Below are 22,157 nucleotides of genomic sequence, written 5' to 3'. Positions count from 1 at the left end.
CTCTGTCGCGCGGGGGCTTAATAGGCCGAACCCCGTTCAGGTCCAAGGGTCCTTCCGTGGGTCGAAAGCGCGCGGTCCAGTTTCGCCAGCGCTGAGGCTTCTACGGCACGTAGGTGGAAGCGCGGCACGTTAACCGTTTCCAGCTCGATCTCTTCCGCTTCGGGCAGGCGTTCGGGGGCCTCGGCCTCGCATTCGACGGCGCACGCGACCGGCGCGAGGCCGAGCGGAACGGTCGTGAGGATGCCGACCGCCCGCGCCTCGATCAGGCCCTCGATGGTCTCCGGCGCGCGGGCCCAGAGCACGCCGCCCGACGCCCAGACGCGGGTGTAGTCGTCCGACACCAGCCGCCAGCCGGCCGCCATGGCGCGCAAGGCGAGGTCGCTCTTGCCGGCGCCGGAGCGGCCGAACAGCAGGGCGGCGCGCCAGCCGGCCGGCGTGAACCGCGCGACCGAGGTGGCGTGGACGATCACCGCGCCGCTTCCGGCAGGGCGACCGACAGGCGCGCACCGCGCACCTCGCCGTCCGGACCTGTCAGGTTCTCGGCCCAGATCCGGCCGCCGTGCGCCTCGACGATCTGGCGCGAGATCGACAGGCCCAGGCCCGAATTGCCGCCGAACGCCGCCCCCTTCGGGCGCGAGGTGTAGAAGCGCTGGAAGATGGTCTCCAGGTTCTCGACCGGCACGCCGGGGCCGTCGTCCTCGACCCGCAGCAGCACCGAGCGGGCCGGATCGACGTCGGAGCGCTGCAGCGCCACCGTCACCTTGCCGCCCGGCTTGCCGAACGAGCGGGCGTTGTCGATCAGGTTGCGGAACACCTGGCCCAGCGGGCCCTCGCGTCCCGCCACGCGCAGCGGCTCGGACGGCAGCACCAGCTTCACCACCGGCTCGCCCTCGCGGGCGGCGTCGTTGTAGGCGGCCGTCAGGTCGCCGAGCAGGCGGCCCAGATCGACCGGCTTGGGCTGGTCGCGCGACAGCTCCGCGTCGAGGCGCGAGGCGTTGGAGATGTCGGTGATCAGGCGATCCAGCCGCTTGACGTCCTGCTTGAGCACGCCGGTCAGGCGATCCTTGGCCTTGTCGTCCTTGACCAGGTCCAGCGTCTCCACCGCCGAGCGGATCGAGGTCAGCGGGTTCTTGATCTCGTGGCTGACGTCCGCGGCGAACCGCTCGATGGCGTCCATGCGGTCCGACAGGGTGGCGGTCATGGTCTCGAGCGAGCGCGCCAGGTCGCCGATCTCGTCGTTGCGGGCCTCGAGGTCCGGCAGCGAGATGGCGCGCGCGCGCGACAGGCGCACCTGGTCGGCGGCGGCCGACAGGCGCATCACCGGGCGGGCCACCAGCACGTGCAGCAGCAACGACGACAGCAGGGTCACGCCCAGCGCGATGGCCGCGAACGGCAGCAGGGCGCGCCGCTGGGCCGCCACGATGGCGTCGACGTCGCCGGCCTCCAGCGTCAGAACGCCCAGGACCGCCTCGACGCGCTGCACGGGAATGGACACCGAGACCACCCGCTCGCCGGTCTCCGAGTGACGCACGTCGGCGACCCGCTCGCCCTTCAGCGCCCGCGCCACCTCGGCGTCGAGGTCGGCCCGCGCGTCGGCCTCCAGCTTGGCCTCCTTGGCCAGGTCGGGCTTGCGGGGCGGACGGGCGTCGGGCTTGCGCGCCGGCGGCAGGGCTTTGACGTCCACGTCCTCGGACACGACGTAGCTGTCGGCCAGCAGGTTGCCCTCGGCGTCGAACAGGCGCGCGCGCTGCCCCTGCGGGATGAACCGCTGCAGCACCAGCACGGCGATCGGCTCCAGCTCCGGCTGCGGCTCGCCACGGGTCGCGCCCTCGGCGATCACCTCGGCCAGCAGCTCGGCCTGGGCCGACAGGGAATCCAGCCGGGTCTGAATGAGCCCCTGGCGGAACTCGTTCATGACCAGGGCGCCGACGACGAGCACGACCAGGCCGACCAGGTTCAGGCCGACGATCAGCCGGCCGAGCCGCGACCCCCCGAACCAGCGCCAGGCCACCCGCTCGCGCGGGGCCGGCTCAGCTTTCTCGATAACGGTATCCGACGCCATACAGGGTTTCGATCGCGTCGAACTCGGGGTCGACCACCCGGAACTTCTTGCGCATGCGTTTGACGTGGCTGTCGATGGTGCGGTCGTCCACGTACACCTGATCGTCGTAGGCCGCGTCCATCAGGTTGTCGCGGCTCTTCACGAAGCCCGGACGCTGGGCCAGGGCCTGCAGCAGCAGGAACTCGGTGACGGTCAGCTTCACCGGCCGGCCGTCCCAGGTGCACTCGTGGCGCGCCGGGTCGAGGGCCAGCTTGCCGCGCTTGAGCGCCTTGTCCTGGGCGACCTCGGCCCCCACCGGCTCGAGCCCCTCGATGCCGGCGCGGCGCAGCACCGCCTTCACCCTCTCGAGCAGCAGGCGCTGCGAGAAGGGTTTGTGGATGTAGTCGTCGGCGCCCAGGTTAAAGCCCAGGATTTCGTCGATCTCCTCGTCCTTCGAGGTGAGGATGATCACCGGCATGTTGGAGGTCTGGCGCAGGCGGCGCAGCACTTCCATGCCGTCCATGCGCGGCATCTTGACGTCGAGGATGGCCAGGTCCGGCGGATCGCTCTCCAGCGCCTGCAGACCGGTCACGCCGTCGTGGTAGGCCTTGATCTCGTGGCCGGCGCTCTCCAGGGCCAGCGACACGGACGCGACGATGTTCTCGTCGTCGTCGACCAGGGTGATGTTCGCCATGTCGTCTCCGGCGCCCTGACTGCGGGCGCGCACGGCGCAAAGCTAATGGCCGCTGCGCCCTGAAGCAAACCCGCGTTTCTCAACCCGGTCTTAAGCATGCCGGTTCACCATGATCGATCGTTGATCGACATCCGGGGCACACGCGGGCGCATGGCCGGCCAGGTTCATTACGAAGTCTTCGCCCGGCGCACGCCCCAGGCGCCGTGGACGCTTCAGGGCGCCACCGAAGATCGCGCCCATGCGCTGCAGACGGCCGAGGAGCTGATGGCCGAAGGACGCGTCGCGGCCGTACGGGTGACCAAGGAGACGCTCGACCCCGAGACCATGGAGTTCGCCAGCGTCACCCTGATGAGCAAGGGCGCGCCGGACACCCGCCGACGCCGCGCCGCGGCCGAAGCGCGCACCGAGCCGGCCTGCACGGGCGTGGCCGACCTCTACCAGGCGCACGGGCGCGAAACGATCGCGCGCCTGCTGGACGACTGGCTGCGCCGCCACAAGGTCACCGCCTTCGAGCTGATGCACCGGCCCGACCTGGCCGAACGGCTGGAGGCGACCGGCATGGAGCTGCGTCACGCGGTGCAAAAGATCTCCGTGCCCGAGAGCCAGGCCACCGGCCGGCCCGTCCACGAGATCATGCGCGAGTACGAGCGGCTGGGCGCCCAGGCGATCGAGCGGGTCATCCAGGCGCGCCGGCAGGCGCAGTTCCCGAGCCTGGCCACCGAGTCTCTCTCCGCCGTCGCCCGGCGGCTGGCCAGCCACCCCGACCGCGCTTTCCTGCTGGGCGGGGCGCTGGCGGCCGACCTGGCCCCGCTGGAGACCTGGGGCGCGAAGGTGGACCGGCTGCTCGACCGCATGGACGAGGCTCCGGACGAACCGCAGCCGCGCGCCCTGTGCTTCATGGTGGTCGAGCAGATGCTCTGCGAGATCCTCGGCTCGCGCGGCGGCCTGGCCGACCTGCTCGGCGCGGACCTCGACCTGGGGGCCAGCCTGGCCGCCCTGACCCGCCTGGCCGCGGGGCCGGAGGTGGAGCTTCTGGCCCGCCACGACCCGTCGGTGTCGCGCATGCTCCCGCCGCTGGAAGGTCCGGCCGCGCGCCTGGGCCGGCGGGTCGCCGCTGGCGATCTCAAGATCTTGGCTGGCAGTGTCGCGCGCCGCGTCGTGCGCGAGCTGAACGGGCCGCGCCGGCTGCGTCCGGGCGACGCCGACGGCGAGATCGACATCCTGCGCGCCCTGGCCATGGCCCTGACCGCTGCGACCGGGCGGCTGCTGAGCCAGGACGAGGTGCAGACCGCCTTCGTGGAACGCTCGCGCGCCCTGGTCGCCCCCGACTTCGTGACCGTCTACCTCGGGCAGGGGCGCGGCGGCCTGGCGGAGGCCGAAGCCTTGCTTCGACTATGCGAGAACGTGGCCGGCGCCGCCAACAAACGCGCCGCCTCCCGCTGGCTGGCGGCCAACGTCGCGGCTCTGCGGTTCGAGACCGAGCTGCGCGGCGGGGCGGCCGCTCCGACGGCCAAGCTGGCCGCCCTGGCCGGCCTGCAGCGCGCCGCGGCCCGCGCCGATTTGTCGGAGAAGGACCTTGAGGAGATCACGACCAAGCTCGGCGAAGTCGGCGGCCTGATCGAGGCCGACGCCAAGCTGGTCGCCCAGATCGTGCGGGCCCCGGCCCCGGCCCTGCAGCGGCTGTCGATCCTGCTGAAGCTGGCCGGGGGCCAGACCGGGCCGTCCGGCCCGGTGGCCGAGCGGGCCAAGGTCGAGGCGATGAAGCTGGTGCGCACGCCCGAGGTCCGGGCCGAACTGGCCGCCGCGCCGGAACGGACGGCCGAGATGCGTCCGCTGCTGCAGGCCATCGGCCTCGCCGCGTAAGATTTTTGGGAGCGCGGCGGCCGCCGAAACGGCCCCCACTTTCGGCTGCCGCGCTCTTAGAAGAACAGCTCCCACATCAGCCGGCCGGGCAGGAAGGCCAGCAGGCCGGCCAGGATCAGGCCGCCGACGAACATGCCGGTCATCGAGCGGCGGTGCTGGGCCACCTTGTGCCGGCGCGCGGCGTAGACCGCCATCGGCAGGCCCACGATGGTCCAGCCGGACAGCAGGTGAATGAAGCTGAGGGCGCCGTGGTTGAGCTCGCGAATGAACAGCGAGCTGACCGCCGTGGTCGCCATGGCGATCACCCAGGTCCAGCCCAGCGCGCGGTGCAGCCGGTTCCCCTTCACGCCCAGCAGCAGGATAGTCCCGATCGCCAGCGCCAGCAGGGCGGTGGCCAGGTGCAGCTGGATGGCCGGCTTGGCGGCCGCGACCAGGGCGAAGTCCGGCACGTGCGGGTGGATCTCCAGACGGGCCAGGGCGTCCTGGTAGGCGTCGAACTTTCCGAAGGTGGCGGTCGTCACGATGGCGGCCACCAGGGCCAGGACGAAGACGGTTCGGCGGACGAGCATGCTGCGGGCGGGGGCGGTCACGGCGGGTCTCCAGCAAGGGGCGGGGTTTCTCCCGCGGTCCCGCTTCTCCTGGCCCGGACGGGAAGGCGCCGCAGCCGCCTCTGCACAGACCGCCGCGCCGGCTTCGCGAGCGGCGGGCGGGCGCCGTTCACGCTTCGCGGATCGCCGTCTTCAAACCGACGCCGGATCGTGGTCTTGAGGGATCGAGGGAGGCGAAGCATGCGACGGACGTCGGCCGCACCGAACGACACGCCCGGCCGGAGCCCGGCCGAATGGCTGCGCGGCGTGGGTATAGCCGCGGCCGCGGGCCTGTTCATGGGCCTGGCCGGCGCGTTCGGCTCGGACGCGGCCCCGCTGCCGCTGCGGCTGGCCTACTGGGTCGGCATGATGGTGGTCGGCGGCGTCTGGGGCCATGTCGCGGCCGGCTTCGTCCAGCGGCGCGGCTGGTTCAGCGAGCGCGTGTGGCTGCAGGCCGCGCTGATGATCGCGGTCATGACCCCGCCGCTGACCGTCAGCGTCTGGCTGGCCACAGCCTGGGCCTTCGGCTTCCCGCTGACGCCGGGCGCCCTGCCCGGGTACTTCCCGCCCGTGCTGATGGTCGCGGCTGTGATGACCGGGGTGAACCTGCTGGCCGGTCGCGCGCACGCCGGCGCGGCGTCGACGCCCGAGCAGCCGGCCGCGCCGCCCCGCTTCCTCGAGCGCCTGCCGCCGAAGCTGCGCGGGGCGGAGCTCTACGCGGTGGAGTCCGAGGACCATTACCTGCGGCTGCACACCGAGCGCGGCTCGGACCTGATCCTGATGCGCCTGTCCGACGCGGTGGCCGAACTGGAAGGGATCGAGGGCGCCCAGACCCACCGCTCCTGGTGGGTGGCGAAGGCGGCGGTCGCCGACGTACGGCGCGGCGACGGCAAGGCTCAGCTGACCCTGAAAAACGGCGTGGAAGTCCCGGTCAGCCGCACCCACGCGCGCGCCCTGCGGGCGGCCGGCTGGTACTAGCCGACCGCGGTGGCGACGTGGGCGCCGACGCCCGCGTCAACCCGTTTGACGGTCCTCTGATCTCGGCTTCCGGCGGCCAGGCCCAGCGCCCAGGCGAGCGCCAGCAGCACGAACACTCCACCGGCGACCCTGACCACGGCTGGCTCCTTTCGCGACCGGGGCGACCCTAGTCTCCAGGCGGCCGGCGCAAACGACGCCCAGGCGTCAATTCCGGCCACGATTGCGGCCGGCCTTAGCCGCCGAACCGCTCGCGGTAGGCGCTGGGCGCCACGCCCAGGCGGCGCTGGAACACCCGGCGCAGGTTCTGCTCGTCGGCGAAGCCGCACTGGCGGGCCACGTCCTTCAGCTGGAAGCCGCCGCTCTCGATGCGCCGGCGCGCCTCCTCCAGCCGCAGGTCGGCCAGCCAGGCGGCCGGGGTGCGGCCGACCTGGGCGCGGAACTGGCGCGAGAAGTGGCGCGGGCTCATGCCCACCACCTCGGCCATGCGCTCGACCGAAAGGTCCTGGTGCAGCCGGTCCAGCACCCACAGCTGCAGCTCGCCGAAGCGGTCGTTGCGCCGCTCCGCCTCCAGGAAACGGCTGAACTGCCCCTGCCCGCCCGGCCGCTTGCGATAGACCACCAGCTCCTGGGCGACGGCCAGCGCCACCGCCTTGCCCCAGTCCTCCTCGACCAGGGCCAGGGCCAGGTCCATGCCGGTGGTCACGCCGGCGGAGGTGTAGAACCGGCCGCTGCGCACGAAGATGGCGTCCGGGTCGACCCGGCAGTCGGGCGCCAAGGCGGCCAGCCGGTCGCAATAGGCCCAGTGCGTCGTCGCCTCGCGCCCGTCGAGCAGGCCGGCGGCGGCCAGCACCAGGGCGCCGCTGCAGATCGAACCGATCCGTCGCGTGGCGCCCGCCCGTTCGCGCAGCCAGGCCAGCATCTCCGGGTCGCCGGCGGCCGTCGCGTAACCGATGCCGCCGGTGACCAGCAGGGTGTCGACCGGGCCCAGCTCGGCGTAGCGGCGGCGCACCATCATCTCCAAGCCGCTGGACATGGCCACCGGGCCGGGCGCGGCGCCGACCAGCTCCACGATGTAGGCGGGGACGGCCGCTCCGCCATGCTCCGCCAGCCAGCGCGCGGTCCGGGCGAACACCTCCAGCGGGCCGGCGACGTCCAGCAGCTGGGCGTCCGGATAGACCAGCATGGCCACATGACGGGTCTGATCCATGGTCCCTCCGATTCCCTCGTCTCGGCTAGCGCCGCCCGAGGCGCCGAGCAATCGGGTGGCCGAAATTGAAGGCCCGGCGTCCTTAGCGCCACGACGGACCCGCCTTAGGCGTAAGCCGCACAGCTGAGGAGCAAACAGATGAACAGGCGCGAAATCCTGGGCGTCGCGGCCGGCGCGGGCGCGCTGGCGGCCCTGGCCGGGGCTGCGGCCGCCGGCTCGAACATCCTGCCCCGCCGCGAGAAGGTGCGCGTCGCCTTCATGCTCGGCGACTCCACCAACGTCATCGACACGGCCGGTCCGTGGGAGGTGTTCCAGGACACGTCGGTGACCGAAGGCGGGCGCGAGCGGAACCCGTTCGAACTCTACACCGTCGCCCCCACGTCGGAGCTGGTGCGCATGACCGGCGGGCTGAAGCTGAAGCCCGACTACGGCGTGGCCGACGCGCCGCAGCCCCACGTCATCGTCGTGCCGGCCCAGCGTTCGACCGAGGCGTCCCGCGAGTGGCTGAAGCGCGCCAGCGCCGGCGCGGACCTGACCATGTCGGTGTGCACCGGGGCCTTCCAGCTGGCCCGGGTCGGTCTGCTCGACGGGCTGGCCGCCACCACCCACCACGAGTTCTGGGATTCGTTCGCCGAGAAGCACCCGAACATCGAGCTGCGCCGAGGCGCCCGCTTCGTCGACAGCGGCCGGATCGCCACCGCCGGCGGCCTGACCTCGGGCATCGACCTGGCCCTGCACGTGGTCGCCCGGTACTTCGGCGAGGACACGGCCGCGGCCACCGCCCGCTACATGGAACACGCCAGCGACGCCTGGCGGACGGCCTAGGCCCGCCGGCGCGCCCGCCAGTCCTCGGCGCTCTGCCCCCAGGCGATCGACTCGACCTGGTCGTAGGGCGGCGGGCACTGGATCGGGCCCAGCCGGCGCGAGCCCAGCCGTTCGGCCACCCGGATCGAGGGTTCGTTGTTCGGATCGATGCAGTGGATCACCTCGGTCCAGCCGAGGTGGTCGAAGGCCCAGTCCATGGCCGCGGTCGCGCCCTCGACCGCGTAGCCCTTGCCGATGCCCCGGCGCGCCAGGGTCCAGCCGATCTCGTTGCCGGGCCATTCGGCCGGTTTCCAGGGGCCGAGCTGGCCGACCCAGGCCCCGGTCTCCTTCTCGATCAGGGCGAACATGCCGTAGCCGCGCATGGCCCAGCAGCCGACCATGGTCGCCAGCCCTCGCCAGGCCAGGGCCGGCGGCTTCACCCCGCCGATGAAGCGGGTCAGCTCCGCGTCGCCCATCATCTCGGCGAAGGGCGCGTAGTCCGCCTCGCACGGCGGGCGCAGCAGCAGGCGCTCGGTCTGAAGGGTGGGACCCAACATCAGGCGCGCCTCCGCAGGCGCGCGCGCCACTCGTCGCGGCTCTGGCCCCAGATGTCGACCGGCGCGGCCTCGAACGGCGCGGGCAGCTTGCCCGGCCCGAGGTTGCGCGCGCCCAGCCGCTCGGCGACCTTCTGCGAAGGGACGTTGTCCGGGTCGATGCAGTGGATCACCTCGGTCCAGCCCAGGTGGTCGAAGGCCCAGTCGATCGCCGCGGTCGCGCCCTCTGTGGCGTAGCCCTTGCCCCAGGTCTCACGGAGCAGGCCCCAGCCGACCTCGGTGCCGGGCCAGCCCTCCGGCGTCCAAGGGCCGAGGCGGCCAACCCAGCGGCCCGACGACTTCTCGATCACCGAAAACATGGCGTGGCCGCGCGTCACCCACGAGCCGGCCATGGTGCACATCGACCGCCAGGCGGCCGCGCGCGCCTGCACGCCGCCGATGAACCGCGACGCTTCCTCGTCGCCCATCAGGGCGGCGAAGCCGTCGAGGTCCTCCCCCGAGGTCGGGCGCAGGATCAGACGTTCGGTTTCAAGCGTAGGGCCGGGGGCGATCATGGGCTCTCCTGTTCCGCTGTGCAGGACTAGCGCATCGGCGCCGCCGCTCGCCAGCCATCCGCCGGTCACCACCACCGTAAGGCATGGGCCGGCCGGGCGCCGCCCCCGGCCGCCGGCCCGTCACTTCGCCCAAGCCTCCAGCCGCGCGACGATCTCAGGCGCCACCGCGCCCACCGGCGCCTTGCGGGCGGCGTCCAGAGCCGCGCGGGTCACCTGCGGATCGCGGCTGGCCGCGACCAGCAGCAGGAAGGCGCGCTGGGTGTCCGCGCCGGCGTCGGCGGCGGGGAAGCCGTTCTTCTCGATCTCGTCCTTGAGGACGTTCTTTCCCCTGAGGGCGAAGTCGCACTTGATCCCGGTCCACAGGCCGAAGGCGTAGGCGGTCTCGAACTCCTTGGGGTTCTGCATACGCTGGCGGTCGATTTCGAGCGTGAGCTGGTCGAGCACCACCAGCCACTCCCCCCGCTGCCGGATCGCGGCGGCGGCGTCGGCGGGGAAGCCGCCCAGGGTCTCGCCGTCCCGAAGGAACCTGGCCTGTCCTGGCGGCGGCAGGCTGTCGCGCACGCGCATCAGGTGACGCGGCAGCATTTCCTTGAAGTTCCTGGCGACGCCGAGCTTGCCGTCGCGCATCGCGAAGCCGGCGCCGTCGCGCCGGCCGGAGCGGTCGAGCCCGGGATCCCGATAGTTCTCGGTGAGATATCGACCCAGCTCGGAATCGAACTCCCCACGACCGCACAACGCGTCCAGGCGCTGGCGTAGCGTCGCGTCCGGCACGCCAGCCGCGCTGCCGGCGGGCAGGTCGCCGCCGTAGGCCATCGAGGTCCGCGTTTCCCAGCCGTTGAACTCGAGATTGCGGCGCAGCTCGAGATAGCTCGGCGACAGCTTTTCCGACGCGGCGGGAACCGGCGACGCGGCCACGAGCGCCGTCGCGAGGACGGCGCAGAACGCTACAGCTTTCATGAGAACTCCTCCCCTGACGCCATCTTGCCGTGTGGCGGGGAGGCCGCGCAACCGACGTTACGCGAACGGCGCAAATGAAAAGGGCGCGGGACCGAAGCTCCGCGCCCTTCAGGTCTCGCCCTGGACCGGCGCTTAGGCGGCCAGCGAGGTGTCGATCTGCTTGCAGGCGGCGACCAGGCCCTGCACCGAGGCGACCGAGGTGGCGAACATGGCCTTCTCGGCGTCGTCCATCGGGAACTCGACGATCTTCTCGACGCCGCCCTTGCCGATCACCACCGGCACGCCGACGTACATGTCCTTCTGGCCGTACTGGCCGTTCAGGTGCGCGGCGCAGGGCAGCACGCGCTTCTTGTCCAGCAGGAACGACTTGGCCATGGCCACGGCGCTTTCGGCCGGGGCGTAAAAGGCGGAGCCGGTCTTCAGCAGGGCCACGATCTCGCCGCCGCCCTTGCGGGTGCGCTCGACGATGGCGTCCAGTTCGGCCTGGGTCAGCGCGCCCTGGGCCACCCATTCCGGCAGCGGCAGACCGCCGACGGTCGAGTAGCGCACCATCGGGACCATGTCGTCGCCGTGGCCGCCCAGGGTCCAGGCGTGGATGTCCTCGACCGACACGCCGAACTTCTCAGCCAGGAACCAGCGGAAGCGAGCCGAATCGAGCACGCCGGCCATGCCGACGACCATGTTGTGAGGCAGGCCCGAGAACTCGCGCAGCGCCCAGACCATGGCGTCCAGCGGGTTGGTGATGCAGATCACGAAGGCGTTCGGGGCGTACTTCTTGATGCCCTCGCCGACCGCCTTCATGACCTTCAGGTTGATGCCCAGCAGGTCGTCGCGGCTCATGCCGGGCTTGCGCGGCACGCCGGCGGTGACGATGCAGACGTCGGCGCCGGCGATGTCGGCGTAGTCGTTCGCGCCCTTCAGGTGCGAATCCTTGCCGAACACCGGCGAGGCTTCGGCGATGTCGAGGGCCTTGCCCTGCGGCATGCCTTCGGCGATGTCGAACAGGACCACGTCGCCCAGTTCCTCGCGGGCGCAGACGTGGGCGAGCGTGCCCCCGATCATGCCCGAACCGATCAGAGCGATTTTCGCGCGCGCCATGGGGGTCTCCTGAAATGGGAAGCTTAAGGGGAGGATCGCGTCGGCGCGCGGTCTAATCCCCCGCGCGGCGCCGGGCAAGGGCGCCGCGCTGATGCGCCGGCGCCACGGCCAAGCTTGTTCAGACACTGCAACAGTTTGTGACCGCCAGTTGAACGATCTTTCTGCCCGCCTCGTCGCTTGATGACCGTTCGCGGCGGAGGGAGTGCGTCTCGCGGTAGCCGTGGACGACGTCACGCGCCCCTGCCGGGGGCTCGCCCGGTTACAATAGGAGAGCCGTATGAAGCTCCAACTTCTGGCCGCCGCGTCCGCCGCCGCGGCGCTGATCGCCCTTCCAGCCGCAGCCCAGACCGAAGCGGGCCGCTGGAGCTTTTCGCTGGAGACCGGGGCCGACTTCCCCGTCGAGGGCGAGCTGAACGGCGGCCGCAGCGTCCAAATTCCGGACTTCGGGGTGGTCAATCCCGACTTCGCCGGCGCGCCGGTGATCATCCGGGTCAATCCGGTCAACTTCAACGACGTCTACGACACCGGCTGGGCGATCGGCGGCGAGGTGGGCTACGGCCTGTCGGACAATTCCGAAGTGTTCGGCGCCCTGCGCTACAGCTCGGCTTCGGGCAGCACCACCCAGTGGGGCCGGCTGCAGGATGTCGAGACCACCCAGACGGCGGTGATCAACGCCAGCTTCGACGACCATGAGGTCTGGACCCTGGACCTCGGCTATCGCCACTACTTCGGCGAAGGCAACTGGAAGCCGTACATGGCCGGCCGCATCGGCGCGGCCTACACCAACGGCATCACCGCCGACTTCTTCACCCCGGGCGGCGAGCTCGTGGAGAACGGCGTGACCTTCTACGACGACTCCTGGTCGTGGACGATCGGCGCCGACCTGGGCGTCGACTGGTCGCTCAACGAGCGCTGGAGCATCCAGGGCGAGGTGGGCCTGCGCTACATCTCCGACCTGTCGGACGAGACCGGCCCGGGCCTGGTCAACCTCGGCCTGGCCGAGCTGAACCAGGACAGCGGCTCGACCATCACCGCCCCGGTGATGATCCGCGGCAAGTACACCTGGTGATCTGAGACGGGGCCGGCGGGCGTTCCGCCGGTCCCGCTCCTCGCCCGCTTGACCGGCGGCGCGAGACCATCACCTTGGCGGCATGTCGACGCCTGACTTCTCCCTGCACCCGAACCTCGAGGCGACCAGCGACCGGCTGGCCGACCTGCCCCTGTCGCAGGCCCGGCTGCAGCTGGACGCGCGCTTTCCCTGGATCGTGCTGATCCCGCGCCGCGCCGGCGCCGGCGAGATCGACGACCTGTCCCCCGAGGACCGCGCCCGGCTGATGGAGGAGATCAGCCTCGCCTCGGCCGCCGTTCGCGCGGTCGGCGAGGCCCTGGGCCGGCCCGTCGAGAAGCTGAATGTCGGGGCGCTGGGCCTGGTGACGCCGCAGCTGCACGTTCACGTGCTGGGCCGACGGCGCGACGACGGCCTGTGGCCCGATCCGGTGTGGGCGCGCGGCGCGCCGATCGCCTACGCGCACGGCGTGCTGGACCACGCCAAGGCCGCGGCCCTGGCCGCGCTGAAGTCCTGCCTGCTCTAGAAGCGGGTCGCGGTCACCCGCTGGACGCCGCCCGAGCCGGCGTGCAGGGAGCCGACCAGCCGGCTGTCGGTCGCCGTGCTGAGCCGCAGCTCCGACGCGTGCGCCTGACCGCGCGGGGTGAAACGGATCACCAGTTCGCCGCCCTGGCGCGTCACCGAGTCGAGCAGGTCCGAGGCGGGCGTCCCGGGCCCGGCCCGCAGATCACGCCAGGCGCCGTCGATCTCGCCGGCTCCGGGATCGCTGAGCAGCAGCACCATCAGCGGCCGTCCGTCGGCGCCGGTCACCCGCCATTCGCCGTCCAGCCGGCCCATGCGCACCTGGGCGGACTCGAACGCGCCGCGCACGCCGCGCTCGTAGACCTGCTCGGTCACCGTCTTCGGGCCTTCGTAGGAGCGGGCGTAGGCGTCGAGCTGGACCGACTGGGCCGCGACCGGGTCGCTGATCTGCGCGCCCGGCGGATCGTAGGAGACGCCAGACGGCATTTCGAACGGCCGCACCGCGGGCGGGGTGTAGAGGGGCTGGGTGTCGGTCGGGAACGTGACAGCCGGATCCGGCTCCTCGGTCGAGCCGGGGTCTTGCGCGGCGAGCAACAGCACGGCCAGGAGAAGCGGCGTCGACACGGCGGTTCACATCACATGGTTCGCCAAGAACGCTATCGCCCGACCTTGGAAGGCGCAACGGTCAGCCGATCAGGCGCAGCTCGCCGATCCGCTCGGCGATGTCCCGGAAGGCGTCCTTCAGCGCCGCGTTGGAACCGGCGTCGTAATACATGTCCTCGCGGGTGGCGCAGGCCTTGAACGCGTCCTTGGCGGCCTTGTTCGGCACCTGCAGGATGATGGTGTAGATCTCGATGCCCTTGGCCTTCATGTTGGCGCAGATCTTGAGCATCTTGGCGTTGACCGGGGCCGTGGTCGCGTCGGGATCGGTGGTGCCGAGCCGGTTCTTGCCGAGGTAGCCGTAGGCCCCGTAGTCGGACTTGTTGTACCAGGCGGAGTTCTCGCCCACGCCGTCCGGGTTTGAGCCGCCGTACAGGAAGTTCTCCCCGTCGGTCATGATCACCGCGATCTTCTTGACCCGGTCGACGTTGTAAGGGGCGCCCTCGGTGAAGGGCGCGGTCGGGGAAAGCGTCGCCCAGCCCCAGAACAGGCCCTCGGAGGTGATGGTCCCGCCGTTGTGCCAGGGAACCATGCCGCGCACCTTGGTCACCAGCACGCCCTTGTCGGTGGTCAGCGGCTGAATGGGGTCGCCGCAGGACTTGTTCGGGCCGTAGGTGCTGACGTCGGCGCCGCCAGTCTCCCTGAGAGCGTGGTCGACCTTGCCCGGGATTCTCAGGTCCTGGTCATACTTCGACGTGTCCGCCTGCAATTGCGCCCACTTCTCGTCCTTCCTGAAGTCCTTGGCCGCTTTGCTCTTGTCGTCGTCCTTGATGTAGCTGTTGGAGGAGTTGTCCTCCTTGCTCGGCTCGTCGGGCCAGAGGTAGGGCACCCACCGCGTGTCGCCCGTCCCGGGCGGCGTGTCCTCGGTGTCGTAGGGCGCCGGGCGCGCCTCGACGCATCCCTTCCAGGCGACCTTCATCTGTTCGAACAGCGACCACGGGTTGACCCGCTTGTCCGCCGCCGAGGCCGTGAAATTCTCGCCCTCGTACGTGGCGGCCGTCGCGGCGAGCACCTCCGCCGTATTGCCGGTTCCCCAAGGGTTGGTCACCGTCGGATTCTTCGGCCCGCCCTCGACCATCCAGGCGTAGTCGAAGACGCCCGGAGCCTTGATGTTGACCGAGGCGACGTAGGGCACGACCGAGACCCTCACGCCGCCGTTGGCGTTCTCGAACACGATGTCGAGGAAGTCCTCGGCGGCCGTGCGCAGGGCGTCGATCTTGCCGCCGTCCTTCATGGAGCCGGTGTTGTCGAGCACCAGGGCGACCTCGACCACGCGCTTCAGCCCGATGCTGTCGGCCGCGACGTCGGTCACGCTCGACCCGAACACGCTGGCCAGGGTCAGGGGCAGGGGATTGCTGCGGCTGCCCGTGCGGCCGGCCGCCACCCGCACGGCGTTCGCCGTGCCGCCCTTGGTGAACCTGCGGGTGTCCGGGTCCCAGTTGCCGAACTCGATGTCCGAGGCGCGCAGGACAGCCCCGTTCTGGGCCGCCGGCATGTTCGCCTCGGCGACCGCCAGGGCGGAGGCCGTGGCCTTGGTCGTGTCCGGCAGTTCCTGAGCGGCGGCGAGCGCGGCGGCGTCGGCGACGATCTGAAGTCGGGTCTTCGTCGTGTAGATCTGGGCGCCGTCCACGGCCAGGGCGCCGACCCCCAGCAGCACCCCGAGCGTCAGGGCGGCATAGGCCAGGACAGCGCCGGAACGATCCGCCGCCAGCGCCTTCAGTCGAGCCCGCCCCTTCACTTCTCGATCCTCATGGTGACCTGGGCGGTCAAGGTCGCGGGCATCGGCACGAGGTTGATGATCGCGGCTTTCGAGGACGGCGTGCTGATGGTCAGCCGCACATGGTCGTCGCCATTGATTTTGACCTTGTCGTCAGCGGTCACCGTCCATGGGGCGGGCCAGGTCACCAGCATGGTCTTGGCGAAGTCCGGCGCGGCGGCCGCCTTCACCGAGCCGATCGCCACGCTGCGCGCGGTCTCGCGCGCCGCGTTGAGCATGTTGTTGTAGGTGTAGAGCAGCAGGCCGTACTGGATGACGCCGAAGGTCAGGCTCAGCAGGATCGGCGCGACCAGCGAAAACTCGACCAGGGCCGCCCCGCGCTCGTCGCGTCCGATCCGCAACATCCGTCGCCTGCGCATGTCGTCCTCGCTTACGGCGAAGTTCGACCGCCAACCGCGCAGCTTTTCCCACTGTTCCGCTTGAAACGAAGATTCCCTTTGCCAGGCGCGCTCAGGGGCGGATTCACGGCTCCCTGAGGGCACTCAGGAGGCCGCGCTTTCGTTGACAGCCGAGTCGCACGGACTAAAACCGCGTCGCCGGTCGTATCCGGCCGAGAAGGATTGAGCGAAGCATGTCGAACGCGAGTGCGGGCGCGGCGGGCAAGACCCGCAAGAAGCCCATCGTCCGGCCGATGTCGCCGCACCTGCAGGTGTGGCGCTGGCACGTCACCATGCTGGGGTCGATCCTCCACCGTGCCTCCGGCGTGGCGCTGTACGTCGGCGCCTTCGCGGTGGTCGGCTGGCTGGCCGCGCTGGCCGCCGGTCCGGCGGTGTACGCGCAGTTCCTGCAGTGCGCCTCCTCGCCGCTGGGCCTCCTGATCTGGTTCGGCCTGAGCGCGGCGGCCTTCTATCACCTGGCCTCGGGCCTGCGGCACCTGCTGTGGGACACCGGCGCGGGCCTGTCGCCGAAGACCGCCAGCACGCTCTCCACCCTGTCGATCTGGTTCGCCGTGATCGCCACCGTCGCCTTCTGGGCGGCTCTGTTCGCCAGCGGAAAGGTCGTGCTGTGAGCTTCGAGACCGACAAGAAGAAGGTCGAGGGCCTGGGTTCGGCCCACCACGGCGCCGGCGTGTGGATCAAGGAACGCGTCAGCTCGCTGATCCTGGTCCCGCTGACCGTCTGGGGCCTGTGGGGCGCCTGGACCATCGCGAACACCGGCTACGACGGCGCCTGGGCCTTCGTGCGCAACCCGATCAACGCCGCCCTGCTGGCCGTGACCGTGCTGGTCTCGATCTACCACATGCACCTGGGCATGCGGGTGGTGATCGAGGACTACCTGCACAAGACGCTCGGCAAGGGCCTCTCTCTGTTCCTGAATTTCGTCGTCTGCGCCGCTCTGGCCGTGGCGACGGTGATTTCCATCCTTATGGTCGCCTTCGGCGGCTTCGGAGTCTGACCATGGCCGCCTACGAGTTCGTCGACCACGCCTACGACGTGGTGGTGGTGGGCGCCGGCGGTTCGGGCCTGCGCGCCGCGCTCGGCTGCGCCCAGGCCGGCCTGAAGACCGCCTGCGTGACCAAGGTCTTCCCGACCCGTTCGCACACGGTGGCCGCCCAGGGCGGCATCTCGGCCGCGCTCGGCAACATGGGTGAGGACGACTGGCGCTGGCACATGTTCGACACCGTGAAGGGGTCGGACTGGCTGGGCGACCAGGACTCCATCGAATACCTGTGCCGCAACGCGCCGGCCGCGATCTACGAGCTCGAGCACTGGGGCGTGCCGTTCTCGCGCACCGACGAAGGCAAGATCTACCAGCGCGCCTTCGGCGGCATGACCCGCAACTTCGGCGAGGCCCCGGTGCAGCGCACCTGCGCCGCCGCCGACCGCACCGGCCACGCCATCCTGCACACGCTGTACGGCCAGTCCGTTCGCAACGACGTCGACTTCTTCATCGAGTTCTTCGCGCTCGACCTGATCATGGAAGACGGCGCCTGCAAGGGCGTCACCGCCTGGAAGCTCGACGACGGCACCCTGCACCGCTTCCGCGCCAAGCTGGTGATCCTGGCCACCGGCGGCTACGGCCGCGCCTATTTCTCGGCCACCTCGGCCCACACCTGCACCGGCGACGGCAACGCCATGGTGCAGCGCGCCGGCCTGCCGCTGCAGGACATGGAGTTCGTGCAGTTCCACCCGACCGGCATCTACGGCGCGGGCTGCCTGATCACCGAAGGCGTCCGCGGCGAAGGCGGCTACCTGACCAACTCGCAGGGCGAGCGCTTCATGGAGCGCTACGCGCCGACCGTGAAGGACCTGGCCCCGCGCGACATGGTCAGCCGCTCCATGACCATCGAGGTGCGTGAAGGCCGCGGCGTGGGTCCGAACAAGGACCACATCTTCCTGCACCTGGACCACCTGGATCCGGCGATCATCCACCAGCGCCTGCCGGGCATCTCGGAAAGCGCCAAGATCTTCGCCGGCGTCGACGTGACCAAGGAGCCGATCCCGGTCATCCCGACCGTCCACTACAACATGGGCGGCATCCCGACGAACTTCCACGGCGAGGTCGTCACCAAGCACGGCGACAACCCGGACGCGGTGGTGCCCGGCCTGATGGCCGTGGGCGAAGCGGCCTGCGTGTCGGTGCACGGCGCCAACCGCCTGGGCTCGAACTCGTTGATCGACCTGGTGGTGTTCGGCCGCGCCGCCGGCCTGCGCGCCGCCGAGATCGTCGACCGCAACTCGGCCGTGCCGGACGTCGCCCAGGCGGCGACCGACGGCCACCTGGCCCGTCTGGATCGCTTCCGCAACGCCTCGGGCGGCACGCCGACCGCGGAGCTGCGCCTGCGCATGCAGAAGGCCATGCAGGAGGACGCCGCGGTGTTCCGCACCGGCGAGACCCTGCAGCAGGGCGTCGACCGCCTGGCGAAGATCTGGGACCAGTCGAAGGACATCCAGGTCACCGACCGCGGCATGATCTGGAACACCGACCTGGTCGAGACCCTGGAGTACGACAACCTGATCGGTCAGGCGGTCGTGACGGTGAACGGCGCGCTGAACCGCACCGAGAGCCGCGGGGCCCACGCGCGCGAGGACTTCCCCGAGCGCGACGACAACAACTGGATGAAGCACACCCTGGCCTGGCTCGACCAGTCCACGGGCGCGGTGAAGATCGACTACCGCCCGGTCCACGCCTACACCATGACCGACGAGGTCAGCTACATCGCGCCCAAGGCGCGGGTGTATTGAGTTTCAGGGATACCGTCTGATGGTCGAGCTCACGCTCCCCCGCAATTCCAAGGTCAAGAAGGGCAAGGTCTGGAAGGCCGCGGCCGGCGCCAAGTCGGTCAAGACCTTCAAGATCTACCGCTACGACCCGGAAGCCGGCGGCAACCCGCGCTGGGACACCTACGAGGTGGACACCACCCGTCACGGCCCGATGCTGCTGGACGCCCTGATCCACATCAAGAACGAGATCGACCCGACCCTGACCTTCCGCCGGTCCTGCCGGGAAGGCATCTGCGGCTCGTGCGCGATGAACATCGACGGGCGCAACACCCTGGCCTGCACCAAGGGCTGGGAAGAATGCGGCTCGGGCGACATCACCATCTCGCCGCTGCCGCACATGCCGGTGGTCAAGGACCTCGTTCCGGACCTGAACCTGTTCTACGAGCAGTACGCCTCGATCGAGCCGTTCCTGCAGACTGAGACCCCGGCCCCGGACAAGGAGCGCCTGCAGTCGCCGAAAGAGCGCGAGAAGCTCGACGGCCTGTACGAGTGCATCCTGTGCGCCTGCTGCTCGACCTCGTGCCCGAGCTACTGGTGGAACCAGGAGAAGTACCTGGGCCCGGCCGCGCTGCTGCAGGCCTATCGCTGGCTCGCGGACTCGCGCGACGAGGCCACCGGCAAGCGCCTCGACGACCTCGAGGACCCGTTCAAGCTCTATCGCTGCCACACCATCATGAACTGCGCGCAGGTGTGCCCGAAGGGTCTGAACCCGGCCAAGGCCATCGCCGAAATCAAGAAGATGCTGGCGAAGCGGGCGGTCTGACTTGGCGAAGATCACCTACATCGAGCACGACGGCAAAGAGCACGTCGTGGAGGTGAAGACCGGCCTGTCCGTCATGGAAGGCGCGGTGCGCAACAACATCCCGGGCATCGACGCGGACTGCGGCGGCGCCTGCGCCTGCGCCACCTGCCACGTCTATGTCGACGACGCCTGGATCGCCAAGACCGGCACGGCTTCGGCCATGGAGGAGTCGATGCTCGACTTCGCCGAGGAGGTGAAGCCGACCTCGCGCCTGTCCTGCCAGATCCGCGTCAGCGACGAGCTGGACGGCCTGGTCGTGCGCATGCCGGAAAACCAGCACTGAGCCTCTAGATCTCCCCCCGAGCGTCAGCGCTGGGGGGAGCAGGCGGCGCTAGCCGCCGAGGGGGGCTCCAGCGGAGTGCGCGGGCTCCGTCGCGCCAAGGCGAGCCCCCTCCACCACGCTTCGCGTGGTCCCCCTCCCCCACTGCTCGCTTCGCTCGCTCGGGGGAGGATGTGCGGCTCACTCCGCCGCGTCGCGCTCCATGACCGCCTGCTCGGGCAGGTGCATGGTGAAGGTCGCTCCCGCGCCCGGCTCGCTCTGCAGCGCCACCCAGCCGCCGTGCAGCTCGACCAGCGCCTTGACCAGCGCCAGACCCAGGCCCGGGCCGCCGCGGTCGCGGCCGACGAAGCGGTCGAACACGTGGGCCTGCTGGTGGTAGGGGATGCCCCGGCCGGTGTCCCGCACCGTCAGCTGCACGCCCGAAGCGGTGCGCTCGGCGGCGAGCGTCACCACGCCGCCGGCCGCGGTCGCCCGCGCGGCGTTGTCCAGCAGATGGTCCAGCGCCTGGCCGAGCCGGCGCGCGTCGGCGCGGATGGTCCCGGCGTCGGCCGCGCAGCTCACCACCAGCGCGCCGCCGCGGCCCTCGATCTCGGCCCGCACGCGCTGGGCGGCGGCCTCCAGGGCGTCGCACACGGCCACGTCCTCGATCGCCAGCGCCATTTCGCCGGCGTCGATCTGGGCCATGTCCAGCACGTCGTCGATCGAGCGGGCCAGCTGGGCGGCGGCGGTCTTGATCGCGCCCAGATGGTTGCGGGCCCGATCCGGCAGGGCCTGCCCTTGCGCCTCCAGCAGCTCGGAATAGCCGACGATGGTCGTCAGCGGCGTACGCAGCTCGTAGGAGACGTTGCCGACGAAGTCGCGCTTCAGCCGCTCGGCCTCGACCAGGGCGGCGGAGCGTTGCTCGAGGGCGCGCACCAGCTCCTTGGTGGCGGTCACGTCGTCGAAGCCGATCAGGGTCGCGCCGTCCGGCAGCGGCCGCGACTGGTAGGCGACCACGCGGCGGTCGGAGGTGCGCGCTTCGCCGGTCATCGGCGCGCGCGCCCGCGGGTCGGTGTCGGCGACCTTGCCCTTCAGTTCGGTCCACAGGGCCGCGTCGTGCAGCAGCGGCCGGCACAGCTCGGCCACGCGGTCGAAGTCGCCGGCCTCGCCGATCTGCTCGCCCGTGACGTTCCAGAACCGCTCGAAGGCCTCGTTGTGCAGGCGTAAGCGCCCGTCCGAACCGAACACCGCGACCGCGTCGTTCAGCTTGTCGAGCGTGGCCTTCTGCACCTGGATCAGGGCGTTGTACTGGGCCCGCAGCTTCAGCTCGCCGGTGATGTCGGAGAACAGCAGCAAGAGGCCGCCCATCGGGTGCGGCTGGCGAACCACGCGAAGCGTGCGCCCGTCGGGCAGGCTCCACAGGTCGTCGGGCGCCACGGCGGTCGAGCCATAGAACTCCAGCTCGGCCGCCTTCCACTTGGTGTACTCGACCGTCTCGGGCAGACGGCGGCGCTGGCGCAGGCGGTCCAGCAGCTCGCCGTGGGTCGGCCGTTCGGCCAGCCAGCCGGCCTCCAGCGCCCACAGCTCCTGGAAGGCGGTGTTGTGATAGCTGAGCCGCTTCTCCGGCCCGAAGATCGCCACCGCGTCGGCCAGGTGGTTCAGGGTCTCGTCGTGGGCGGCGACGTGGCGGCGCAGGGCCTCGCGGGTCTCCTCCGCCTCCGTGACGTCGATCGCGAAGGCGGCGACCTCGTCCTCGCCGACCGGCTCGGCGGCGACCCGGTAGGCGCGCCGCTGGCCGCCGACCGTCACCCAGCGGAAGCCCTCGCGTCGCGCGCGCAGTTGGAAGGCTTCGGACAGCAGGGCGTCGGCGCCGCGGTCGAAGGTGGCGTTCCTGGCCCGCGCGTCGTCCAGCGAGGTGGCTTCCGCCGCCTCCAGCCAGGCGCGGTTGGCCCACACCAGGGCGCCGCGGCCGTCGGTGATCCAGGCCGGGTTGGGCAGACGGTCGGCCAGACCCGCGAACTTGCCGCCGGGCACGGCGTCGCCGGCCGGGGTGATGCGCACCCAGGCGATGGCGCCGGACGGGCGGCCTTCGACCACCAGGGCGCCGCGCGAGGTCTGCACCAGGAAGCGGCAGGGCTCGCCGCGCTCCAGCAGGGTGCGCAGCTTCACGCCGTATTCGGGGGCGATGCGGGCGACGGCCTGCAGGACCGACGCGGAGTCGGCCTCGACCTCCAGGGCGGCGGCGGCGGTCTCCAGCGCCTCGTCGCCCCAGACCAGGCGGGCTTCCTCGCCCTCCACCGCGACCAGCGCGCCCTCGAAGGCGGCGGTGGCGGCCTCGGCTTCCGACAGGGCGGCCTGCACGGCGGCCAGGCGGGCTTCCAGGTCGCCGGCGCGCGCCTCCGCCCGGCGGCGGAACCGCCAGGTCCAAAGGGTGGTCGACAGCGCCAGCGCGGTCGCCCCGGCGGCGGCGGCGAACGCGATGTCTGAAGCGGCCATGGGCGCTCTGCTCT

At 71.0% G+C, this 22,157-nt stretch carries 24 protein-coding genes; 10 read left to right on the top strand and 14 right to left on the bottom strand.

What is annotated here, in order from left to right:
• Nucleotides 1-17 precede the first annotated feature (17 nt).
• The 3 genes from H8B08_RS07410 to H8B08_RS07400 are packed head-to-tail and all read right to left on the bottom strand — an operon-like array spanning nucleotide 18 to nucleotide 2,735.
• Nucleotides 18-470, bottom strand: a complete 453-nt coding sequence (locus H8B08_RS07410) for a serine kinase (protein ID WP_187449565.1) — start codon at nucleotides 468-470, stop codon at nucleotides 18-20.
• On the bottom strand, nucleotides 467-2,062 hold the full coding sequence (locus H8B08_RS07405) for an ATP-binding protein (protein ID WP_187449564.1): 1,596 nt from the start codon (nucleotides 2,060-2,062) through the stop codon (nucleotides 467-469). The genes H8B08_RS07410 and H8B08_RS07405 overlap by 4 nt, the downstream gene beginning before the upstream one ends.
• A complete protein-coding gene (locus tag H8B08_RS07400) occupies nucleotides 2,031-2,735 on the bottom strand; it encodes a response regulator transcription factor (protein ID WP_187449563.1) in 705 nt (234 codons plus the stop codon). Before H8B08_RS07400 ends, H8B08_RS07405 begins: the two co-directional genes overlap by 32 nt.
• A 120-nt stretch (nucleotides 2,736-2,855) precedes the next feature.
• Between H8B08_RS07400 and H8B08_RS07395 the strand changes: the two genes are divergently transcribed.
• A complete protein-coding gene (locus tag H8B08_RS07395) occupies nucleotides 2,856-4,598 on the top strand; it encodes a hypothetical protein (RefSeq protein WP_370545434.1) in 1,743 nt (580 codons plus the stop codon).
• A gap of 56 nt (nucleotides 4,599-4,654) precedes the next feature.
• Here the strand turns inward: H8B08_RS07395 and H8B08_RS07390 are convergent, their stop codons facing one another.
• Nucleotides 4,655-5,188 carry a DUF2306 domain-containing protein gene (locus H8B08_RS07390; RefSeq protein WP_370545433.1) on the bottom strand — a complete coding sequence of 178 codons (534 nt, stop codon included), beginning with the start codon at nucleotides 5,186-5,188 and terminating at the stop codon, nucleotides 4,655-4,657.
• Nucleotides 5,189-5,386: 198 nt separating this feature from the next.
• Here H8B08_RS07390 and H8B08_RS07385 point away from each other — a divergent pair, with 198 nt between their 5' ends.
• Complete coding sequence (locus tag H8B08_RS07385; RefSeq protein ID WP_187449562.1) at nucleotides 5,387-6,163, top strand: LytTR family DNA-binding domain-containing protein; 777 nt, start codon at nucleotides 5,387-5,389, stop codon at nucleotides 6,161-6,163.
• Here the strand turns inward: H8B08_RS07385 and H8B08_RS07380 are convergent.
• The gene (locus tag H8B08_RS07380) at nucleotides 6,160-6,300 is read right to left on the bottom strand and encodes a hypothetical protein (RefSeq protein WP_187449561.1); all 141 of its coding nucleotides are present in this window, start codon (nucleotides 6,298-6,300) and stop codon (nucleotides 6,160-6,162) included. The genes H8B08_RS07385 and H8B08_RS07380 overlap by 4 nt on opposite strands.
• 95 nt (nucleotides 6,301-6,395) lie before the next feature.
• Nucleotides 6,396-7,370, bottom strand: a complete 975-nt coding sequence (locus H8B08_RS07375; RefSeq protein ID WP_187449560.1) for a GlxA family transcriptional regulator — start codon at nucleotides 7,368-7,370, stop codon at nucleotides 6,396-6,398.
• Between the two features lie 138 nt (nucleotides 7,371-7,508).
• On the opposite strand from H8B08_RS07375, the gene H8B08_RS07370 reads away from it, so the two are divergent.
• A complete protein-coding gene (locus H8B08_RS07370; protein WP_187449559.1) occupies nucleotides 7,509-8,195 on the top strand; it encodes a DJ-1/PfpI family protein in 687 nt (228 codons plus the stop codon).
• Here H8B08_RS07370 and H8B08_RS07365 read toward each other — a convergent pair.
• The 4 genes from H8B08_RS07365 to mdh form a co-directional block, all read right to left on the bottom strand.
• Nucleotides 8,192-8,731 carry a GNAT family N-acetyltransferase gene (locus tag H8B08_RS07365; protein ID WP_187449558.1) on the bottom strand — a complete coding sequence of 180 codons (540 nt, stop codon included), beginning with the start codon at nucleotides 8,729-8,731 and terminating at the stop codon, nucleotides 8,192-8,194. The genes H8B08_RS07370 and H8B08_RS07365 overlap by 4 nt on opposite strands.
• Nucleotides 8,731-9,282 carry a GNAT family N-acetyltransferase gene (locus H8B08_RS07360; RefSeq protein ID WP_187449557.1) on the bottom strand — a complete coding sequence of 184 codons (552 nt, stop codon included), beginning with the start codon at nucleotides 9,280-9,282 and terminating at the stop codon, nucleotides 8,731-8,733. Before H8B08_RS07360 ends, H8B08_RS07365 begins: the two co-directional genes overlap by 1 nt.
• A 120-nt stretch (nucleotides 9,283-9,402) precedes the next feature.
• Nucleotides 9,403-10,239: a hypothetical protein gene (locus H8B08_RS07355; RefSeq protein WP_187449556.1), complete on the bottom strand. Its 837-nt coding sequence runs from the start codon at nucleotides 10,237-10,239 to the stop codon at nucleotides 9,403-9,405.
• 132 nt (nucleotides 10,240-10,371) lie between these two features.
• The gene (mdh, locus tag H8B08_RS07350) at nucleotides 10,372-11,337 is read right to left on the bottom strand and encodes a malate dehydrogenase (RefSeq protein WP_187449555.1); all 966 of its coding nucleotides are present in this window, start codon (nucleotides 11,335-11,337) and stop codon (nucleotides 10,372-10,374) included.
• A gap of 277 nt (nucleotides 11,338-11,614) precedes the next feature.
• Between mdh and H8B08_RS07345 the strand changes: the two genes are divergently transcribed.
• Nucleotides 11,615-12,406 (top strand): outer membrane beta-barrel protein, encoded by a 792-nt coding sequence (locus tag H8B08_RS07345; RefSeq protein ID WP_187449554.1) that lies wholly within the window; start codon nucleotides 11,615-11,617, stop codon nucleotides 12,404-12,406.
• A gap of 82 nt (nucleotides 12,407-12,488) precedes the next feature.
• Complete coding sequence (locus tag H8B08_RS07340; protein WP_187449553.1) at nucleotides 12,489-12,929, top strand: HIT domain-containing protein; 441 nt, start codon at nucleotides 12,489-12,491, stop codon at nucleotides 12,927-12,929.
• Here H8B08_RS07340 and H8B08_RS07335 read toward each other — a convergent pair.
• From H8B08_RS07335 to H8B08_RS07325, 3 genes are all read right to left on the bottom strand, one after another.
• A complete protein-coding gene (locus tag H8B08_RS07335) occupies nucleotides 12,926-13,549 on the bottom strand; it encodes a hypothetical protein (RefSeq protein ID WP_187449552.1) in 624 nt (207 codons plus the stop codon). The two genes, H8B08_RS07340 and H8B08_RS07335, sit on opposite strands and share 4 nt — an antisense overlap.
• A gap of 61 nt (nucleotides 13,550-13,610) precedes the next feature.
• Complete coding sequence (locus tag H8B08_RS07330) at nucleotides 13,611-15,323, bottom strand: pilus assembly protein TadG-related protein (RefSeq protein WP_187449551.1); 1,713 nt, start codon at nucleotides 15,321-15,323, stop codon at nucleotides 13,611-13,613.
• Nucleotides 15,320-15,721, bottom strand: coding sequence for a TadE/TadG family type IV pilus assembly protein (locus tag H8B08_RS07325; RefSeq protein ID WP_187449550.1), 402 nt, complete (start codon nucleotides 15,719-15,721; stop codon nucleotides 15,320-15,322). The genes H8B08_RS07330 and H8B08_RS07325 overlap by 4 nt, the downstream gene beginning before the upstream one ends.
• Before the next feature lie 212 nt (nucleotides 15,722-15,933).
• Here H8B08_RS07325 and sdhC point away from each other — a divergent pair, with 212 nt between their 5' ends.
• From sdhC to H8B08_RS07300, 5 genes are read left to right on the top strand one after another with little or no spacing between them, the layout of a single operon-like run.
• Nucleotides 15,934-16,371, top strand: a complete 438-nt coding sequence (sdhC, locus tag H8B08_RS07320) for a succinate dehydrogenase, cytochrome b556 subunit (RefSeq protein WP_187449549.1) — start codon at nucleotides 15,934-15,936, stop codon at nucleotides 16,369-16,371.
• Entirely contained in the window at nucleotides 16,368-16,757 is a 390-nt protein-coding gene (gene sdhD, locus H8B08_RS07315; RefSeq protein WP_370545432.1) for a succinate dehydrogenase, hydrophobic membrane anchor protein, read from the top strand. Before sdhC ends, sdhD begins: the two co-directional genes overlap by 4 nt.
• A 2-nt stretch (nucleotides 16,758-16,759) precedes the next feature.
• On the top strand, nucleotides 16,760-18,547 hold the full coding sequence (gene sdhA / locus H8B08_RS07310; protein WP_187449548.1) for a succinate dehydrogenase flavoprotein subunit: 1,788 nt from the start codon (nucleotides 16,760-16,762) through the stop codon (nucleotides 18,545-18,547).
• A gap of 19 nt (nucleotides 18,548-18,566) precedes the next feature.
• Entirely contained in the window at nucleotides 18,567-19,349 is a 783-nt protein-coding gene (locus H8B08_RS07305) for a succinate dehydrogenase iron-sulfur subunit (RefSeq protein WP_187449547.1), read from the top strand.
• Between the two features lies 1 nt (nucleotide 19,350).
• The gene (locus tag H8B08_RS07300; protein ID WP_187449546.1) at nucleotides 19,351-19,671 is read left to right on the top strand and encodes a 2Fe-2S iron-sulfur cluster-binding protein; all 321 of its coding nucleotides are present in this window, start codon (nucleotides 19,351-19,353) and stop codon (nucleotides 19,669-19,671) included.
• 177 nt (nucleotides 19,672-19,848) lie between these two features.
• Here the strand turns inward: H8B08_RS07300 and H8B08_RS07295 are convergent, their stop codons facing one another.
• The gene (locus tag H8B08_RS07295; protein ID WP_187449545.1) at nucleotides 19,849-22,143 is read right to left on the bottom strand and encodes a PAS domain-containing sensor histidine kinase; all 2,295 of its coding nucleotides are present in this window, start codon (nucleotides 22,141-22,143) and stop codon (nucleotides 19,849-19,851) included.
• Between the last annotated feature and the right edge of the window lie 14 nt (nucleotides 22,144-22,157).

The organism is Caulobacter sp. 17J80-11 (genome assembly GCF_014349105.1).
In the GTDB taxonomy this organism is placed as follows: domain Bacteria; phylum Pseudomonadota; class Alphaproteobacteria; order Caulobacterales; family Caulobacteraceae; genus 17J80-11.
This window is presented reverse-complemented; position numbering and strand designations above follow the sequence as displayed.

Excerpts from the sequence above, each read along its gene's own strand:
- H8B08_RS07405 (WP_187449564.1), bottom strand. The coding sequence starts at position 2,062 with ATGGCGTCGGATACCGTTATCGAGAAAGCTGAGCCGGCCCCGCGCGAG.
- H8B08_RS07400 (WP_187449563.1), bottom strand. The coding sequence starts at position 2,735 with ATGGCGAACATCACCCTGGTCGACGACGACGAGAACATCGTCGCGTCC.
- H8B08_RS07385 (WP_187449562.1), top strand. The coding sequence starts at position 5,387 with ATGCGACGGACGTCGGCCGCACCGAACGACACGCCCGGCCGGAGCCCG.
- H8B08_RS07375 (WP_187449560.1), bottom strand. The coding sequence starts at position 7,370 with ATGGATCAGACCCGTCATGTGGCCATGCTGGTCTATCCGGACGCCCAG.
- H8B08_RS07370 (WP_187449559.1), top strand. The coding sequence starts at position 7,509 with ATGAACAGGCGCGAAATCCTGGGCGTCGCGGCCGGCGCGGGCGCGCTG.
- H8B08_RS07365 (WP_187449558.1), bottom strand. The coding sequence starts at position 8,731 with ATGTTGGGTCCCACCCTTCAGACCGAGCGCCTGCTGCTGCGCCCGCCG.
- H8B08_RS07360 (WP_187449557.1), bottom strand. The coding sequence starts at position 9,282 with ATGATCGCCCCCGGCCCTACGCTTGAAACCGAACGTCTGATCCTGCGC.
- H8B08_RS07355 (WP_187449556.1), bottom strand. The coding sequence starts at position 10,239 with ATGAAAGCTGTAGCGTTCTGCGCCGTCCTCGCGACGGCGCTCGTGGCC.
- mdh (WP_187449555.1), bottom strand. The coding sequence starts at position 11,337 with ATGGCGCGCGCGAAAATCGCTCTGATCGGTTCGGGCATGATCGGGGGC.
- H8B08_RS07345 (WP_187449554.1), top strand. The coding sequence starts at position 11,615 with ATGAAGCTCCAACTTCTGGCCGCCGCGTCCGCCGCCGCGGCGCTGATC.
- H8B08_RS07340 (WP_187449553.1), top strand. The coding sequence starts at position 12,489 with ATGTCGACGCCTGACTTCTCCCTGCACCCGAACCTCGAGGCGACCAGC.
- H8B08_RS07325 (WP_187449550.1), bottom strand. The coding sequence starts at position 15,721 with ATGCGCAGGCGACGGATGTTGCGGATCGGACGCGACGAGCGCGGGGCG.
- sdhC (WP_187449549.1), top strand. The coding sequence starts at position 15,934 with ATGTCGAACGCGAGTGCGGGCGCGGCGGGCAAGACCCGCAAGAAGCCC.
- sdhA (WP_187449548.1), top strand. The coding sequence starts at position 16,760 with ATGGCCGCCTACGAGTTCGTCGACCACGCCTACGACGTGGTGGTGGTG.
- H8B08_RS07305 (WP_187449547.1), top strand. The coding sequence starts at position 18,567 with ATGGTCGAGCTCACGCTCCCCCGCAATTCCAAGGTCAAGAAGGGCAAG.
- H8B08_RS07295 (WP_187449545.1), bottom strand. The coding sequence starts at position 22,143 with ATGGCCGCTTCAGACATCGCGTTCGCCGCCGCCGCCGGGGCGACCGCG.